Raw genomic sequence first — 16,834 nt, 5'->3', positions numbered from 1 at the left:
AATCTAATTTTAATGATAATCTACAATTTCTACATTTGAAGCATTTCCATTTTCCCAATTAAAAATGATGCGCCATTGATTGTTAATCAGAATGCTATAAAATTCCTTTAAATTACCGCTTAATTTTTCTAAACGATTCGATGGAGGAATTCTTAAATCTATTAAATCTTGAGAGTTGTTTAACATTCTCAGCTTTCTTCTCGCAATTTGTTGAATTTCTATTGAAGGTTTTTTTACAACAATTCCATTCCAAATTTTTTCGGTTTCTTTTGATCCAAATGAAATTGTCATATCTTTCACGTTACTAACGTCAAAAGTAAGTAAAAAAAATTATTATTTCACGGCAAAACAAACTATTTTTGCACCGTCTGTCAAAAGACAGCAATGCAACTAAAATAACTACATCATGAATATTTTATTACTAGGATCGGGGGGAAGAGAACACGCTTTTGCTTGGAAAATGATTCAAAGTCCTCTTTGTGACACCCTTTTTGTAGCTCCAGGAAATGCGGGAACTGCTCAAATTGCGAAAAATGTTGACATCAGTGCCACCGACTTTGATGCCATAAAAACATTGGTTCTCAAAGAAAATATAGAGATGGTAGTGGTCGGTCCAGAAGATCCTTTAGTAAAAGGGATTTATGATTTTTTTCTAAACGATCAAGATTTGGCAGCTATTCCTGTTATTGGGCCTTCAAAAATTGGAGCAACATTAGAAGGAAGTAAAGAGTTTGCCAAAGAATTTTTGATGAAACACAACATTCCAACGGCAGCCTACGATAGTTTTACGGCCGAAACAGTTGAAAAAGGATGTAAGTTTCTAGAAACATTGCAACCACCGTATGTTTTGAAAGCAGATGGTCTAGCAGCCGGAAAAGGAGTTTTGATCATTCAGGATCTGGCCGAAGCACAAGATGAATTAAGAAACATGCTAGTTCATCAAAAATTTGGTGCTGCAAGTTCCAAAGTGGTTATTGAAGAATTTCTGGACGGTATAGAATTAAGCTGTTTTGTATTGACGGATGGTAAAAGTTACAAAATTTTGCCAACTGCCAAAGATTACAAACGTATAGGTGAAGGTGACACAGGTCTGAACACTGGTGGAATGGGAGCTGTTTCTCCAGTTCCTTATGTGGATGCTGTTTTGATGGAAAAAATCGAAACCCGTATCGTAAAACCTACAATCGAAGGTTTTCAAAAAGACGGAATTGCATATAAAGGATTCGTTTTTATTGGGCTAATCAATGTCAACAACGAACCAATCGTTATTGAATACAACGTGAGAATGGGAGATCCAGAAACCGAAGTAGTGGTTCCTAGATTAAAATCAGATTTGGTTGAATTGTTTTTGGCTGTAGCCAATGAAAAACTGGACGAATTCAACTTAGAAATTGATGAAAGAAGCGCCACAACTGTAATGATTGTTTCAGGAGGATACCCAGAAGATTTTGAAAAAGGAAAAGTAATTACCGGTTTAGAAAAAGTGACGGATTCTATTGTTTTTCATGCGGGAACCAAATTAGAGAATGGTAATGTAGTAAGCAACGGCGGAAGAGTTATGGCTATTACATCTTATGGAGATAATTTTCAAGAAGCTTTGGATAAATCATACAAAAATGTAAATCAGTTGCATTTTGACAAAATGAATTTCAGAAAAGACATTGGGTTTGATTTGATCTAGAAAATAAAAAACGGTTTAAACTTAATAGAAAGTTTAAACCGTTTTTATAATCTATTCGACAAAGAATTTATTTAGTCAAGAAAGAATGAGCAGTTGTATCCTGAAACTCTTCTCCATTTTCTTTATGTAATTTCAATTGTTTGATCCAATAAACGATAGCAACTGAACAAATAATCATAAAGATCCAGTTGATAGTGTTGGCACCAAACCAAGTTTTTAGTTCTAGTGAACGTAAAAAGTCTAAAGGAGCGAATAAAATGTTTACAAATAAATATTGTATTCCTTCAAAAAATGATGTCATAATGTATCTCTTTTATTTTGTTATTTTGTGTTTTGGAATTCAGAACATCAAAAAATAAATTTTCTAATGAATCTTTTTTAATCTTGTCCCGTTCCTTTTTAAACAAGTATTATATTTACAGTCACAAAAGTATAAAATATCCTTATGATAACAAGTGTTTTTAAAAAATCTACACCATTAAATTTTTCATTGGTCGTTATTTTAATGCTGGTTTTCTTTTTTCTATATCAAATTCAAGATGTAACTTGGACAAATTCTGTTATTTCGATACTTCAAAAAATAGGCACATTGGTACTATTATTGGGTGCAATTTTCTTAACTAGTTTTATTTCAAAACGCAATGGTTTGAGTAAAGACAGTACATACACTGCCTATTTCTATTTTTCATTTCTGATTTTTTTTCCTAATTTATTCAACAATCCCAATTTAATTTTAGCTAATTTATTTATACTTTTAGCCATTAGACGATTGATTTCTTTGCAAACCTTAAAACAAACAAAAGAGAAACTTTTTGATGCCTCTCTGTGGATTTTTATAGCGGCATTGTTTCAATTTTGGAGTATTTTATATATTATTTTGGTTTTTACCTCGGTTATTTTTCACGTATCTAGAGATTATAGAAATTGGGTTATTCCTTTTATTGCTCTTTTTGCAGTATCTATACTATTTGTTTTAACCTCCTTAATTTTTGATATCAACAGTATAGCCTTTTTGCAGGAGAGTAGTAAAATCAATTTAAATATTGATTATTTTACTAATAATTATCAAAATGCTGCTTTCTCCATTTATAGTACTGTTGCATTATTTTTTGTTGTTTCAATGTTTGTATCATTATCGAGCCGACCTTTAGTGCTGCTATCTTCTTACAAAAAGGTGATAGTATCGTTCTTTATTGGAATTATTATATTTGTACTTTCAACAAATAAAAGCAATGAGTTATTAGTTTTTACTTTTGCACCGATGGCAATAATGGCGACAGCTCATATCGAAATCTCTCAGCCCAAGTTGAAAGAGGAAATCGTAATGTTTGTGCTTTTAGCTTGTAGTTTTTTTACGTTTTTTTCCCAATTATAACTTATTTCCGTAAGCCAGATCACCTGCATCTCCAAGCCCAGGAACTATATAACTTTTTTCATTAAGTTTTTCGTCTAAGGAAGCAATCCAAAGGTGACAACTATCTGGTAAATGTTGCTTTAGATGTTCGATTCCTTCTGGCGCAGCAATAATCACGGCAATATGAATTTCTTTTGGAGTACCTCTTTCCATTAGTTTATTAAAAACAGCAACTATAGATTGTCCTGTGGCCAACATTGGATCTAATAATAACACATTTTTATCATTAATATCAGCTATAGCTTGGTATTCTACTAGTATATCAAAATAGTCATCATGATTGGGATGGTGTCTATAGGCCGAAATAAAACCATTTTCAGCATGGTCAAAATAGTTTAAAAAACCTTGGTGTAAGGTTAAACCAGCTCTTAAAATAGAACAGAGCACCAATTGTTCAGCAATTTCGGTGGTTTTTTTGATGCCAAGAGGTGTTTGTATATCAACTGCTTTGTAATGCAATGATTTACTCATTTCATAAGCCATAATTTCACCAATTCGCTCAATGTTTCTTCGAAAACGCATACTATCATTTTGAACGCTGATATTTCTAATTTGGCTTAAAAAGTGATTTAAGACACTGTTATTTTCTGATAAATAATGAATTTCCATGGATTTGTTATTAGAAATTTAATTTGTGGAGTTTTTTTTACACTATAAAAGTATAAAAAGTATCTTTGTATTTCTAAAATCATAAAGATATGTTTTCAAAATTAGCTTATTCAGTATTTGAGCAAAGTATAAAAGATTATCATCAATTTGATAATGTTGACCAACCTATAAATAACCCTTTTCCAAAAGAAAAATTCGAGCATTTGTTGTATCTAAAAAACTGGATCGACACCGTACAATGGCATTTTGAAGATATCATTCGTGATCCGAATATTGATCCAGTTGCGGCTTTGACTTTGAAAAGAAGAATCGATGCATCCAATCAAGAACGTACGGATATGGTGGAGTATATTGATAGTTATTTTCTTCAAAAATACAGCCATGTTGCCGTAAAAGACAATGCAAAAATCAATTCAGAAAGTCCAGCATGGGCTTTTGACAGATTGTCTATCTTGGCATTAAAAATTTATCACATGAACGAAGAAGCTACTCGCGCCGAAGCTTCACAAGATCATAGAGACAAATGTCAGGCAAAATTGAACATCCTTTTGGAACAAAGAACCGATTTGTCATTGGCCATCGATGATTTATTGACAGATATCGAAAACGGAGACAAATTCATGAAAGTGTACAAACAAATGAAAATGTACAACGACGATGATTTGAATCCTGTTTTGTATCAAAATAAAAAATAGTTTTTTGGCAACGAATTTGTACCCAAAAATTAAGCATATAGCCGTCATGAGACTTTCCGCAATGGGAGATGTCGCCATGACGGTTCCTGTTTTACGTGCTTTTGTAAATCAGTATCCCGAAGTAAAAATCACGGTCGTTTCTAGACCTTTTTTCAAACCTTTTTTTGATGGGATTCCCAATCTTTCCTTTTTTGCTTTCGATGAAAAAGAAAGACACAAAGGATTCCTTGGTTTAATCAAATTGTTTCAAGATTTAAGAGCGTTGGATATCGACGCTTTTGCTGATTTGCACAATGTTTTGCGTTCCAAAATCGTGAAAACACTTTTCGCCTTGAGCGGAAAAAAAACAGCTTCGGTTGATAAAGGAAGAGCCGAGAAAAAAGCCTTGACCCAATCTGAAAATAAAGTTTTCAAACCATTGACTACCATGTTCGAAAGACACACAAAGGTGTTTGAACAACTCGGTTTTCAGGTGAATTTGGATAACCCAATATTTCCTCCAAAAGCCATTTTAGATTCTGATATTCTGAATATAATTGGTACTTCACATCAAAATTTAATTGGAATTGCTCCTTTTGCACAATACGAGTCTAAAGTTTATCCTTTGGATTTAATACAAGAAGTAATAAACACTTTGTCATTAGATTCAAATAATACTATTTTGCTTTTTGGTGGAGGGAAGAAAGAAATTGAAACTTTGAATTCACTAAGTTCAGGCAAACAGAATGTCATTAATATGGCTGGAAAAATCAAGTTTACCCAAGAGTTACAACTCATCAGTAATCTGGATGTGATGCTTTCTATGGATTCTGGAAATGCTCATATTGCCGCAATGTTGGGTGTAAAAGTCATCACACTGTGGGGTGCAACTCATCCGTATGCTGGTTTTTCACCATTCAATCAGCTTTTAGAAAATGCTTTGGTATCGGATAGAAATTTATATCCAAAATTACCCACATCGGTGTATGGTAATAAAAAAGTGGAGGAGTATGAAGATGCAATGCGGACGATTAAGGTAGAAGATATTGTTTCAAGTATTCAAACAAAGCTTTCAGAGTAAGAGTTCTAAAATTTCAATAAAAAAATTCCAAATTCCAATTTGACACAATTGGAATTTGGAATTTTATTTTTAGACTTTTTTTTACAAATAAATCTTTTCATCCTTACATCTACCATAAATGTAGCGTTTCAAATTTGAAATGGTTTCTTGGTAATTGGGCGCTTCATATCCAAAACGTTCGTGTTCTGCTTGTTCTTTTTCGATAGCATTGCAACCTTTTATGACTTCTTTAAGCATATCGAGCATGGCTAGCTCTTTGTTATTGGTTTTTTCAAATTTGAATTCAACGATCTCATCCTGTAATTGCTCACAATATTCCAATAGCTTTGCCACTTCGGGCTCATCAAGTAGGGAAGGGTTACTTTTAAAAATTTCTCGAGTTGATTTCATAAGTAATGGCAATATCAAAAATCAATTTCAATAACAATAGTTGAATTTCAAATTTACAAACAGCAACTGATTACTAAAAAATGGAACACTGAACACTATTTTTTAAACATCATCATAATCTACACGAATAGTGGCAGAGGTAGGATGTGCTTGACAAGTTAGTATTAAACCTTCGGCAATTTCACTGTCGGTAAGGATAGAATTTTTCTTCATTTCGGCAGTACCTTCGGTAACTCTGGCCAAGCAACTGCTGCATATTCCGCCTTGGCAAGAATAAGGCGCATCAATTCCTTGTTTTAGAGCCGCATCTAGAATGCTTTGTTTTTGAGACATTTCAAAAGTCGTTTCTTCATCATCTACCATAACGGTGATTTTGGAATGACCGCTTAACGATTCTTTGATGGTATTTTCTTGTGTTGAAGTTGTAAATAATTCAAATTTTATTGCTGATTCTTTTACGTTTTTTTCTTTCAAAACACTAGAAACCGTATTGATCATTTCTTCTGGACCACACAAATAGAATTTGTCAAACTCCAATGTAGAATGCTTGGTATTCAAGGCATAATTTACTGTTGATTTATCAATTCGACCAAACAATGCATTTTCAACATTAGCCTGACTGTACACATAATGCACAAACAAACGACCTACATATTGCAATTGCAAATCATGTAATTCTTGGTGAAAAATAGTTTCTTCTGGAGATTTGTTTCCATAAACCAACACAAAAGAACTTTTAGGTTCGCTTTTCAAAACCGATTTCAAAATCGATAAAACAGGTGTAATTCCACTCCCTGCAACAAAAGCAATATAGTTTTTTTGACGATCGTTTTCGGGTTCAAAAGTAAATTTCCCTTCTGGTTTTCCTACTTCAAGAACATCACCTGCTTTTAGTTTGCTATTGGCAAATTGAGAGAAAGCACCGTCTTTTACCGCTTTTACTGCAATTCGTAATTCCCCACTTCCAGGAGTCGAACAAATAGAATACGCACGACGAATTTCTTGATTGTCTAGTGTCAAACGTAAATTTATGTATTGACCAGCAATAAAAGTATAATTGGATTTCAATTCTTCGGGTACATTAAAAAGTATCGAAACGGCGTCTTTGGTTTCGCGTTTTACTTCTTTTACTATTAATTTTAGAAAGGATGGCATAGGAATATTTTTTTACAAAGATACTAAACGTATTACTTTCCTTAAATGATACAGTTTGAAATTTTTTATACCTAATTTAATTATGTATAAGAATCTTATGTATATTTGTAGGAGAATAGAAGAACATTAGGTACTTCGTAACGACCGAAAAATGAAAAATTCACAGTTGTATAAAGGCAGTCTCAATACCATTATTATGAAATTGCTGGAAGAAAATGGCAAGATGTATGGCTATGAAATTACCCAAAAAGTAAAAGCAATTACTCAAGGTGAATTGCAGATTACCGAAGGGGCATTGTATCCTGCTCTGCACAAATTGGAAGCCGAAGGTATATTGGATGTTGAAATTGAAAAAGTAGACAATAGACTACGAAAATATTATAAACTAACAGAAAAAGGCACTACCGAAACCGTAAACCGACTATCCGAATTGGAAGATTTTATCCGAAACATGCAGAGTTTAGTGAACCCAAAACTTGAATTTTAATTTTATAGATATGAAATTAACAGCAGAACAAATAGACTATATCTCTAATTACATTCAATCATTTGACATAAAATGGTATGAACTCCAAGTAGAACTGACGGATCATTTTGTTTCCATTATGGAAGAAATTTGGGAGGAAGATGAGGAGCTTACTTTTCATCAAGTAAAATATAGAGCAGAACAACGTTTTGGAAAAGACTATTTTAAGGAAGTGGAAGAAGAGCGCACAACCATTTTAAGAAAAGAATATAAAAAGCAACAATGGTTTATGGTTGCGGAATATTTGAAATTCCCTAAAATCATTATGAGTTTTTTGTCAGTCATTTTAGTGTATCGAGTATCGTTTTATTTTGAGAATATTTTATTGTACATAAAAATTTTATTTGGAATATTACTTGGGGCTTCTGTAGTTTTATTACTTAATTGGCTTCGGTATAGAAAGATAAATGGAGAAAGATTTTTATCAATTGAAATGACAAAAATAATCAATAATAGTTCCATAATTATTACTCAATTCGTTCTTTTGTTTGTTAATAATTTTAAAGAAACTTTTCAAGAAAATCATTTGTATTTGCTCCCTTTATGTTTTCTATGGGTATTGGGAGTATTACTACTAGTTACAGGTAAGCATTTAACAAATAAAGTTGTTTCGGACATCAAAAAACAATATCAACATACATAATTTAGTTATGAAATTAACTTCCCAACAAATCGCTCAAATAGAAGAAACTTTAGTTTTAAACGGAATTCAATATGATGATATTAAATTGGAACTAACAGATCATATTGCTTCTGCGGTAGAAGAAAAAATAACTTTTCATGGAGTTTCTTTTGAAGTGGCTTGTCGTGAAGTTTTTGAAAACTGGACAGAACAATTAAGACCTACTTCCTCCCATTGGGTTGGGCTAATTAATTCTTCTCCCAAAATTGTTTTGGACAAATGGGTCAGGACGACTAAACAGTTACAATTAAAGGCACTATTAATTGCACTTTTTCCAACAGTTTTTTTTGCTTATTTTTTTAATGGGAAACAAAATAAATTTGATTATACCCTTTTAGTTCAGATTTTTAAAACAATGTGTTTTGCTATTTCACTTTCAATAATCATTTTTAAATTTTTAATTTTCAAATCAAACATAAAGACTTCTTTCAGCCTTTATTTCAATAAAAACTCTACTGTTTTCTTTATTTTTTTATTTTTTTATGGATTAGGGTTTATTCCTATAAAATTAAGTATTTGGGATTTCGGGACTAGTCTGTTCTTTATTTTATTGTTATCTTTTTTATTTGTGTATTCCCTTTTTTGTATAGGGTTAGCCTACCAACATTTACAATTTGTAAAAAAATTAAAATTGTCCTAATCTATGAAACTCAAAACCCAACAAATCCAACAATTATATACTTTCACTCGTCAGCATTATGTAGAATGGTATGATTTGCAATCTGAATTAGTGGATCATTTGGCAAATGCGATAGAACAGGAATTGGAAAGAAATCCAAAATGCACCTTTGATGAAATCCTGAACAAAGAATTCAAGAAATTTGGGGTTTTTGGTTTTATGGATGTGGTCGAGGAAAGACAAAAGTTTTTGAATAAAAAATACACTCGCCTTATCTGGAGTTACTACAAAGAATTTTTCAGCTTGCCCAAAATTATATTAACCATGGCATTATTTATTGGATTACATACTATAATACATTTGGTTGCCAACCCAAATATTTTTCCAACTGTTGTCGTTTCTTTTTTATTAGTTTCTGGATTTTTTACATTTAAAAAACGATACGATTTTAAGAAGAAAGGAAAGGAAACTGGAAAGAAATGGCTTTTTGAAGAAATTATGCTCAACAGGGTTAGTCTTTTGTTGTTTTTATTGCCTTCAGCGATTATTAATATTTTCAATACTTTTAGGGATAAAATTGAATTTTATGATTGGAGTTTAATTCTTGGAGAAATTGCATTTGTTTTAGTTGGACTGCTTATTTTTATTCAGATAAATATAATTCCAAAGAGAGTTGCTGAAGATTTAGCCAAAACGTATCCAGAATATTCTTAGCATCAATCGTAACATTTTCCTACCCCAAACTACTAACTACCAAAACCAAACCAAAAAACCATGTTTGCAAAATTTATTTATCTCGAATGGAAATCTTTTACGAGATCTGCTTCCTTCGCTTCAAATTTGGCGTTAAAAATTCTAATGGGATTTTTAGCCCTTTATTTTATTGTGCTTTTTTTAGCTATTGGGATTGGCGCTTTTTATATTCTAAGGGAAATGAAATTAGATCCTTTGGTAACGGTGAACAAGTTCTTACTTTATTATTTTGTAATGGATTTGATTGCTCGATTGATGCTGCAAGCGATTCCGGTAATGAACATACGTCCGCTTTTGTCTTTGCCTTTTAAAAGGCCTACTATTGTACATTTCTCTTTGTGGAAAACCGTTTTATCTTATTTTAATCTGATTCACGCTTTTTTCTTTCTGCCTTTTTGTGCGGTTTTGATTTACGAAGGTTATGATGTAATTAGTGTGTTGCTTTGGTTGATTGGACTCTATTCAATTATATATGCAAATAATTTTCTAAATATTTTATTGAATAACAAAGACAACTTATTGGGCATTTTTATTACGATAGCTTTGATTTTGGCTGGTTGCCAATATTACAAATTATTTGATATTACGCTCTATACCTATCCCTTTTTTGAAGCATTATTTCACACCAAATGGGTTTTTGCGCTTCCTGTTTTAGTAATGATAGGATTGTATTATTGGACGTATAATTTTCTGAAAGGTGATTTGTATCTAGACGCTGGATTAACAGTTAAAAATGATATTGCCAAAACAGAACAGTTAACTTGGTTGAATCAATTTGGAACTCTAGGGACCTTTTTGAAAAACGACATTAAATTAATCAAAAGAAATAAACGTTCTAAAACTACTATTGGTTTGAGTATTATGTTTTTATTTTATGGTTTAATCTTTTTCAATAGTAATTCTCATCAACCCGAGGTGATGCGAATTTTTGCCGGAATATTTGTTTCAGGTGGATTTTTGATCACATTTGGTCAGTTTGTACCGAGTTGGGATAGCGCGTATTATCAATTAATGATGACGCAAAATATTCCGTATCGAGGCTATTTGAATTCTAAATGGTGGTTGATGATTATTGGCACCGTCATTTCAACAATTCTAGCTTCTTTTTATTTATACTTTGGTTGGCAAATATATTTAACGATTGTGGTTGGTGCAATTTATAATATTGGAGTCAATTCCTTATTAGTTTTATTAGGAGGCGCTTTTACCAAAACTCCAATTGATTTAAGTTCAGGCAAAGGTGCTTTTGGAGACAAAAAAGCATTTAATGTCAAAACAATGCTTATCACTATTCCGCAGTTAATTTTGCCAGTGCTATTGTATTGGTTGGGTACTTATATAATGAATGCAAATTTAGGATTAGCTTTTGTTGCTATTGTAGGTATTTTGGGTTTAGCCCTTAAAAACAAAGTTTTTGTATTTATTGAAAAAACATATAAAAAAGAAAAATACGCTACCATTGCGGCTTATAAACAAAAATAAACTCCAATCAAAAATAGGTATAATTGCAGGTTTTCAATTTAAAATCTTAATTCTAAAATATTACAGTTCATGATACAAGTAAATACTCTTTCCAAAAAATACAATGATACTTCGGTATTACATATAGAATCATTAGCCATTCCAAAAGGGCAAAGTTTTGGACTGGTAGGAAATAACGGAGCAGGAAAAACCACTTTTTTTAGTTTGCTATTGGATTTGATCCAGCCAACAACTGGAAATATTATAAATAATGAAATCCAGGTAAATACTAGTGAAGATTGGAAACCTTTTACGACTTCATTTTTAGATGAGAGTTTCCTGATTGGTTATTTAACTCCCGAAGAATACTTCTATTTCATTGGAGATTTAAGAGGACAAAACAAAGCTGATGTAGACGCTTTATTGGCGCAACACGAAGGGTTTTTCAATGGCGAAATTCTAAAAAACAAAAAGTATTTGCGTGATTTATCCAAAGGAAACCAAAAGAAAGTAGGTATTATTGCCACTTTGATAGGCAATCCTGAAGTTATTATTTTAGACGAACCATTTGCAAATTTAGATCCAACTACAGTAAACAGACTTAAAAAAATCATTAAAGATTTGGCCGAGAATCCTAACGTAACAGTACTCGTTTCAAGTCACGATTTACTGCATACTGTTGAAGTTTGTAATCGAATTGTGGCACTCAATAAAGGAGAAGTGGTCAAAGACATTCAGACTTCAAAAGAAACACTTCAGGAATTGGAATTGTTTTTTGCGGTTTAAATTTATATATTTCAAAAAGAAACGTATTTTTACCAGTCATTATACTAAAATACTTTTTTAAAAGTTTAATGAACTAAACGTTTACCTTTGAATAGTAACACATCAAAATATTTTTTTTCAGTACTATTTTTGTCTTTCTTGATAGCTTGTTCTACCAAGAAAGATACTTTTGTGTCCAGAAATTCCCATGCCCTTAGTACTAAACTCAATATATTGTATAATGGTCAAATTGCCTTAGACAAAGGTGTAAAGGGCATAAACGATAATACTACCGAAAATTTTTGGAAGCGTTTGCCTGTAGAAAAAATGCAAATTAATGATGATGTGCCAGTAGAAGGAAAGCCCAAAAATGTTGATTTTGAACTTGCCGAAACCAAAGCTACCAAAGCCATTCAGAAACACTCCATGAATATTGATGGTCGCGAAAAGAATTATCAAATAGACGAGGCATATTTGCTACTTGGAAAAGCCAGATATTATGATCAAAGATTTATCCCTGCATTAGACGCATTCAATTATATTTTATATAAATACCCTAATAGCAGCAATATATATGATGCTAAAATTTGGCGTGAAAAAACCAATGTTCGGCTTGGAAATGATGCGATCGCCATCAAAAATACTTCAAAACTCATCAAAGACAATGAACTTGGTAAACAAGATTTCGCAAATGCAAATGCAATTTTAGCAGCAGCTTTTTTAAATATTGAAGAAAAAGATAGTGCTGTCGTAAAACTAAAATTGGCCAATGCATATACTAAAGTTCATGAGGAAAGAGAGCGTTATTCTTTTTTATTAGGACAGTTATATGAAGAAGCAGGTCAAAAAGATAGCGCCATTTATTTTTATCAAACCGTTATTGATATGAATAGAAAGGCTGAAAGAAAGTTTGTAATTCAGGCTTATGCCAAAAAAGCAAAACTCAATAATTACAAAGGTTTAGAATATGATGAATTTGTAAAAAAATCTAAAAAGATAATAGAGGATAGAGAAAATCGTCCCTATTTGGATGTAATCAATCACAGCATTGGAATTTTTTATGACAATAACGAACAGAAAAAATTAGCATTAGACTTTTACAAAGCTTCTTTGGATACCAAATCGACTGATCCTTATTTGAATGCATCCAATTATCGAAATATTGGAAATTTATATTTCAAACACACAGAATATGTAAATGCAGCCAAAAATTATGATAAATGTTTAGAACTGTTGGATCCTAAATCTAGAGAATATCTTCAGATTTTAAAAACCAGAAAAAATTTAGATGAAGTTATACTTAATGAAGCTATTGCAAAACGAAATGATAGTATTATTTATGTTGCCCAATTAAAAGAGCCTGAGCAAATAGTTTATTATGAGGATTACATCCAAAAGCTTAAAAGCAGTGATGAGCTTAAAAAAATAGTGGATGAAAAACAAAAGAAAATTGACAATAATATTGCCTTAAATGCTGGTGGTAATATGCCAAAAGAGGCAATTGTGGATTCAAATGGACAAAAAGAAAATGTTCCAGTTTTTACACCAGCTGCAAATTCAAATACATCTGCTACGAATGTTGTATTCTATTTTTACAATCCAAATACAGTTGCTTTTGGAAAATTAGAATTTAAAAAAATGTGGGGCAACAGAGCTCAAAATGGCTATTGGAGGTTTGCATCAGGAACAACACAAAATCAAAATACAATAGAAACAGGAACTTTAACAGAGACTAAAGACAAACCAGTAGTTGTTGAAGAGGTGAATGAAAAATACACCACCGATTATTATTTAAAACAATTACCTAAGACAGCAGCAGCAATTGATAGCATTAGTAAAGAAAGAAATGAAATCTATTATCAATTAGGTGTTGCATATAAAGAAAAATTCAAAGAATACAATTTAGCAGCCACAAGATTAGAACAATTATTGGTGTATCAACCTGATGAAAAATTTATTCTTCCAACAAAATATAATCTATATAAAATTTATCAAATTACAAACCCATCTCAAGCAGAATCTTTAAAATCTGAAATCATAAGTCAATATCCAAACTCAAGATATGTACAGATTATTACCAATACTGCTCCTTTAGATGGAAGTGCAAATGATACTCCAGTTGGTGAATATGAAAATTTATATCGATTGTTTCAACAGGAATATTTCACTTCAGTTTTAGAAAAAGTAGACGGTTTGATTAATCATTTTGCAGGTGAACCAATAATTCCAAAATTCGAATTGCTAAAAGCAAATGCTATTGGTAAACTTTATGGACTTGAAGCTTACAAAAAAGCAATTCAATATGTTGCAGATAATTACGCCACAAGCAATGAGGGAAAAGAGGCCTTAGAAATTATTAAAACCCAAATTCCGCTTTTGGAACAGTTGAATTTCACTAAGACTGATTCTAAAAATTGGAGGGTACTATTTAAAATAGACAAAAATGATGAAAAAAGCAGTGCAGCTATAGAAAGTAAGTTGGCCTTGTTTTTTGCAAATGAAAATGTAGAAAAGTTAAATTACACCTGTGATTTATATACTGAAAAAGAAAGTTTTATATCTATTCATGGAATACATTCAGAATCGTATGCCTTATTTGTAGCAGCCCTTTTTGCTGAAAACGGAAAATTTAAAATTGCCCAACCTGGAATAGTTATTTCAAATGAGAATTATAAAATAGTACAAATCAAGAAAAATCTTGAAGCCTATCTTTCACTAAATAAATCATAATTATGTTTGATAAAAAACCAAAAATGTTAACAGACGTTTTAGGAAAAACCAATAGAATTGTCGAAGGAACTACATTACATGGAGATATTATTTCCCCTGCCGATTTTAGATTGGATGGAGAACTAATAGGGAATTTTACATCCAATGGTAAACTGGTAATTGGACCAGCAGGAAGTGTAAAAGGAGATATCATTTGTAATAATGCAGATATAGAAGGTACGTTTGAAGGCAAAATTCAAGTAGAAGACACTTTAAACATAAAAGAAACGGCTAGTATTATAGGCGAAGTTGTTATTGGTAAATTGTCAGTAGAGCCTGGAGCTATTTTTAATGCATCCTGTGTTATGTTTTCCAAAAAAAGTAAAGAAACAACAAGTGCCGTCGAATAATAATCCAAAAAAAAACAACTACAATAAATGGTTGTCATTGATTAACATACCTATTCAAATGGGGGTGATTATTTTCTTGTTTGCCTATTTGGGAAATTGGATAGATGAAAATCATCCTAGCACCAAAGTATATTATGTAAAAATAATGGTGATGGTCGGTGTTTTTTTGGCGCTGTACAATGTGATAAGACAAGTTAACGAAATCAATAAAAATCAATAAAACCAAAAGTATAATGAACCTTAAAAAGTTGTTCCCATTTCTAACATTAATGGGTATTTCGCTCCTATTTTATACTATTCATAAAATTGTTTTCTTCTGTTTTGATCTCAACCAAGTAACATTTCACTATTCTTTAGAAACGCTTTATTTGTTTTTTTTTATATTATCGGCGATTATTTTTAAGATTTTATTACTAATTAAAGAAAGAAGTTTTGACAATGTTGGAATGTCATTTCTTCTAGTAACCAGTATTAAGATGGTTTTTTGTTATCTGATTTTAAGACCCTTATTGCAATTACCAAAGTCGGATAATTCAATAGAAAGAATAAATTTTTTCATACTGTTTATTGTCTTTTTAGCAATTGAGACCCTTTTCACGATACGCTTAGTAAATGAAAAGCAATAATCAACACTTCAGTAAATCAAATTCTCAAAAAAATACTTTTATATGCTTTTGAGTATTAATAAAAAATGTACCTTTGCACCAAATTTTAGAATCGTTAAAAAAAAGATATTTAAGAGATATGGTGATTTCCAACAAAGCACTTAGATTTATTATAGCGACTTTCGTTATATGTCTTCCTTTTACTAGTATGGCAAATCCTGAAAAGGATACTACAACTGTTCAAACTGAAGTTACACACGGAGCCACATCAGAAAGCCATGAAGCTCATGCCGAACCTACAGATGTTAAATCTAAAGTAAAAGCATTTATTAAGCACCACGTTTTAGATTCTCACGAATTTTCTTTTGCACAAGACGATGAAACAGGAGTGCATTATGGTTTTGCATTGCCTATTATTCTTTGGGATAATGGATTTCAAATATTTTCTTCTTCAAAATTCGAACACGGAGAAGCGGTTGCTGAATCAAATGGTAATTTCTATAAGTTAAACCACCATGACGGAAAAATTTACAAAACGGATGCTGCTGGAACTATAACTGAAGATGAAAAAACAGGTTTTCCAACAAATGTTCGTCCTTTGGATTTATCAATCACAAAAACAGTTTTCTCCATTTTTCTTGCAGCAATTTTGATGTTTGTGATTTTCACAAGTTTGGCAAAATCATATGCTAAAAATAATGGAATTGCTTCTGGTATTGGTCGTATTTTTGAACCAATTGTATTATACGTTCGTGACGAAATTGCAATCCCAAATATTGGAGAGAAACATTATAAGAAATACATGAGTTATTTATTGACTATCTTTTTCTTTATATTGTTCTTGAATATTTTTGGTTTGATGCCTTTTGGTATCAATGTAACTGGAAATCTTACCATTACTTTTTCATTAGCTATTCTTACTTTTTTAATTACCAATTTTACGGCTAATAAAAACTATTGGGGTCACATTTTCTGGATGCCAGGTGTGCCAAAAGTGATGCGTCTTGTTTTGGCTCCAATTGAATTGTTAGGAGTTTTTATTAAACCATTCTCATTAATGATACGTTTGTATGCAAACATTTTTGCAGGACATATTGTATTGATGAGTATTATTGGTTTAATGTTCATTTTCAAAAGTTGGTTAGGAAGTAGTTTGTCTTTTGGTTTATCATTTGCACTTTCTATTCTTGAGATATTAGTTGCTTTTTTACAAGCGTATATTTTCACGATGTTATCTGCTTTGTACTTTGGTAGTGCAGTAGAAGAACATCACCATGAGGAAGCTCATCATTAAAAGTTA

At 31.6% G+C, this 16,834-nt stretch carries 19 protein-coding genes; 14 read left to right on the top strand and 5 right to left on the bottom strand.

Going from position 1 to position 16,834, the window contains the following annotated elements; translation table 11 throughout:
- Positions 1-9: 9 nt before the first annotated feature.
- Positions 10-291: a type II toxin-antitoxin system RelE/ParE family toxin gene (locus OZP06_RS07470; protein ID WP_269224321.1), complete on the bottom strand. Its 282-nt coding sequence runs from the start codon at positions 289-291 to the stop codon at positions 10-12.
- A 115-nt stretch (positions 292-406) separates the two neighbouring features.
- Between OZP06_RS07470 and purD the strand changes: the two genes are divergently transcribed.
- Entirely contained in the window at positions 407-1,681 is a 1,275-nt protein-coding gene (gene purD / locus OZP06_RS07465; protein ID WP_281238427.1) for a phosphoribosylamine--glycine ligase, read from the top strand.
- Between the two features lie 67 nt (positions 1,682-1,748).
- Here the strand turns inward: purD and OZP06_RS07460 are convergent, their stop codons facing one another.
- Complete coding sequence (locus tag OZP06_RS07460; protein ID WP_269224320.1) at positions 1,749-1,982, bottom strand: uracil phosphoribosyltransferase; 234 nt, start codon at positions 1,980-1,982, stop codon at positions 1,749-1,751.
- 144 nt (positions 1,983-2,126) lie between these two features.
- Here OZP06_RS07460 and OZP06_RS07455 point away from each other — a divergent pair, with 144 nt between their 5' ends.
- Positions 2,127-3,056: a DUF6427 family protein gene (locus OZP06_RS07455; RefSeq protein WP_281324428.1), complete on the top strand. Its 930-nt coding sequence runs from the start codon at positions 2,127-2,129 to the stop codon at positions 3,054-3,056.
- Here OZP06_RS07455 and upp read toward each other — a convergent pair.
- On the bottom strand, positions 3,051-3,704 hold the full coding sequence (upp, locus tag OZP06_RS07450; RefSeq protein ID WP_269224317.1) for a uracil phosphoribosyltransferase: 654 nt from the start codon (positions 3,702-3,704) through the stop codon (positions 3,051-3,053). The two genes, OZP06_RS07455 and upp, sit on opposite strands and share 6 nt — an antisense overlap.
- An 89-nt stretch (positions 3,705-3,793) precedes the next feature.
- Between upp and OZP06_RS07445 the strand changes: the two genes are divergently transcribed.
- Both OZP06_RS07445 and OZP06_RS07440 read left to right on the top strand, forming a co-directional pair.
- Positions 3,794-4,399, top strand: coding sequence for a DUF4254 domain-containing protein (locus OZP06_RS07445; protein WP_269224316.1), 606 nt, complete (start codon positions 3,794-3,796; stop codon positions 4,397-4,399).
- Between the two features lie 46 nt (positions 4,400-4,445).
- A complete protein-coding gene (locus OZP06_RS07440) occupies positions 4,446-5,459 on the top strand; it encodes a glycosyltransferase family 9 protein (RefSeq protein ID WP_281324427.1) in 1,014 nt (337 codons plus the stop codon).
- Positions 5,460-5,540: 81 nt separating this feature from the next.
- On the opposite strand, the gene OZP06_RS07435 is transcribed toward OZP06_RS07440, so the two are convergent.
- Together OZP06_RS07435 and OZP06_RS07430 are read right to left on the bottom strand one after the other, a co-directional pair.
- A complete protein-coding gene (locus OZP06_RS07435; protein WP_269224315.1) occupies positions 5,541-5,849 on the bottom strand; it encodes a hypothetical protein in 309 nt (102 codons plus the stop codon).
- Positions 5,850-5,951: 102 nt separating this feature from the next.
- The gene (locus OZP06_RS07430; protein ID WP_269224314.1) at positions 5,952-7,004 is read right to left on the bottom strand and encodes a ferredoxin--NADP reductase; all 1,053 of its coding nucleotides are present in this window, start codon (positions 7,002-7,004) and stop codon (positions 5,952-5,954) included.
- Positions 7,005-7,155: 151 nt separating this feature from the next.
- Here OZP06_RS07430 and OZP06_RS07425 point away from each other — a divergent pair, with 151 nt between their 5' ends.
- The 10 genes from OZP06_RS07425 (at position 7,156) to atpB (ending at position 16,828) form a co-directional block, all read left to right on the top strand.
- Positions 7,156-7,491 carry a helix-turn-helix transcriptional regulator gene (locus tag OZP06_RS07425; RefSeq protein WP_116796638.1) on the top strand — a complete coding sequence of 112 codons (336 nt, stop codon included), beginning with the start codon at positions 7,156-7,158 and terminating at the stop codon, positions 7,489-7,491.
- Between the two features lie 10 nt (positions 7,492-7,501).
- Entirely contained in the window at positions 7,502-8,173 is a 672-nt protein-coding gene (locus OZP06_RS07420) for a hypothetical protein (protein ID WP_269224313.1), read from the top strand.
- Positions 8,174-8,180: 7 nt separating this feature from the next.
- Positions 8,181-8,852: a hypothetical protein gene (locus OZP06_RS07415; protein WP_269224312.1), complete on the top strand. Its 672-nt coding sequence runs from the start codon at positions 8,181-8,183 to the stop codon at positions 8,850-8,852.
- A 3-nt stretch (positions 8,853-8,855) separates the two neighbouring features.
- Entirely contained in the window at positions 8,856-9,545 is a 690-nt protein-coding gene (locus OZP06_RS07410) for a hypothetical protein (protein WP_269224311.1), read from the top strand.
- Between the two features lie 60 nt (positions 9,546-9,605).
- Positions 9,606-11,066 carry a DUF5687 family protein gene (locus OZP06_RS07405; protein WP_269224310.1) on the top strand — a complete coding sequence of 487 codons (1,461 nt, stop codon included), beginning with the start codon at positions 9,606-9,608 and terminating at the stop codon, positions 11,064-11,066.
- Positions 11,067-11,135: 69 nt separating this feature from the next.
- On the top strand, positions 11,136-11,831 hold the full coding sequence (locus OZP06_RS07400) for an ABC transporter ATP-binding protein (RefSeq protein WP_269224309.1): 696 nt from the start codon (positions 11,136-11,138) through the stop codon (positions 11,829-11,831).
- Positions 11,832-11,918: 87 nt separating this feature from the next.
- Positions 11,919-14,540 (top strand): tetratricopeptide repeat protein, encoded by a 2,622-nt coding sequence (locus tag OZP06_RS07395; RefSeq protein ID WP_281324426.1) that lies wholly within the window; start codon positions 11,919-11,921, stop codon positions 14,538-14,540.
- A 2-nt stretch (positions 14,541-14,542) separates the two neighbouring features.
- Positions 14,543-14,929: a polymer-forming cytoskeletal protein gene (locus tag OZP06_RS07390; protein WP_269224306.1), complete on the top strand. Its 387-nt coding sequence runs from the start codon at positions 14,543-14,545 to the stop codon at positions 14,927-14,929.
- Positions 14,930-14,987: 58 nt separating this feature from the next.
- Positions 14,988-15,149 carry an AtpZ/AtpI family protein gene (locus OZP06_RS07385; RefSeq protein WP_281324513.1) on the top strand — a complete coding sequence of 54 codons (162 nt, stop codon included), beginning with the start codon at positions 14,988-14,990 and terminating at the stop codon, positions 15,147-15,149.
- Between the two features lie 524 nt (positions 15,150-15,673).
- Positions 15,674-16,828 carry a F0F1 ATP synthase subunit A gene (gene atpB / locus OZP06_RS07380; protein WP_269224570.1) on the top strand — a complete coding sequence of 385 codons (1,155 nt, stop codon included), beginning with the start codon at positions 15,674-15,676 and terminating at the stop codon, positions 16,826-16,828.
- Positions 16,829-16,834 lie beyond the last annotated feature (6 nt).

The organism is Flavobacterium sp. IMCC34518 (assembly GCF_027111095.2).
Classification (GTDB): domain Bacteria; phylum Bacteroidota; class Bacteroidia; order Flavobacteriales; family Flavobacteriaceae; genus Flavobacterium; species Flavobacterium praedii.
The sequence above is the reverse complement of the archived record's forward strand: the minus strand, read 5'-3'. Positions and strand labels throughout refer to the sequence as shown.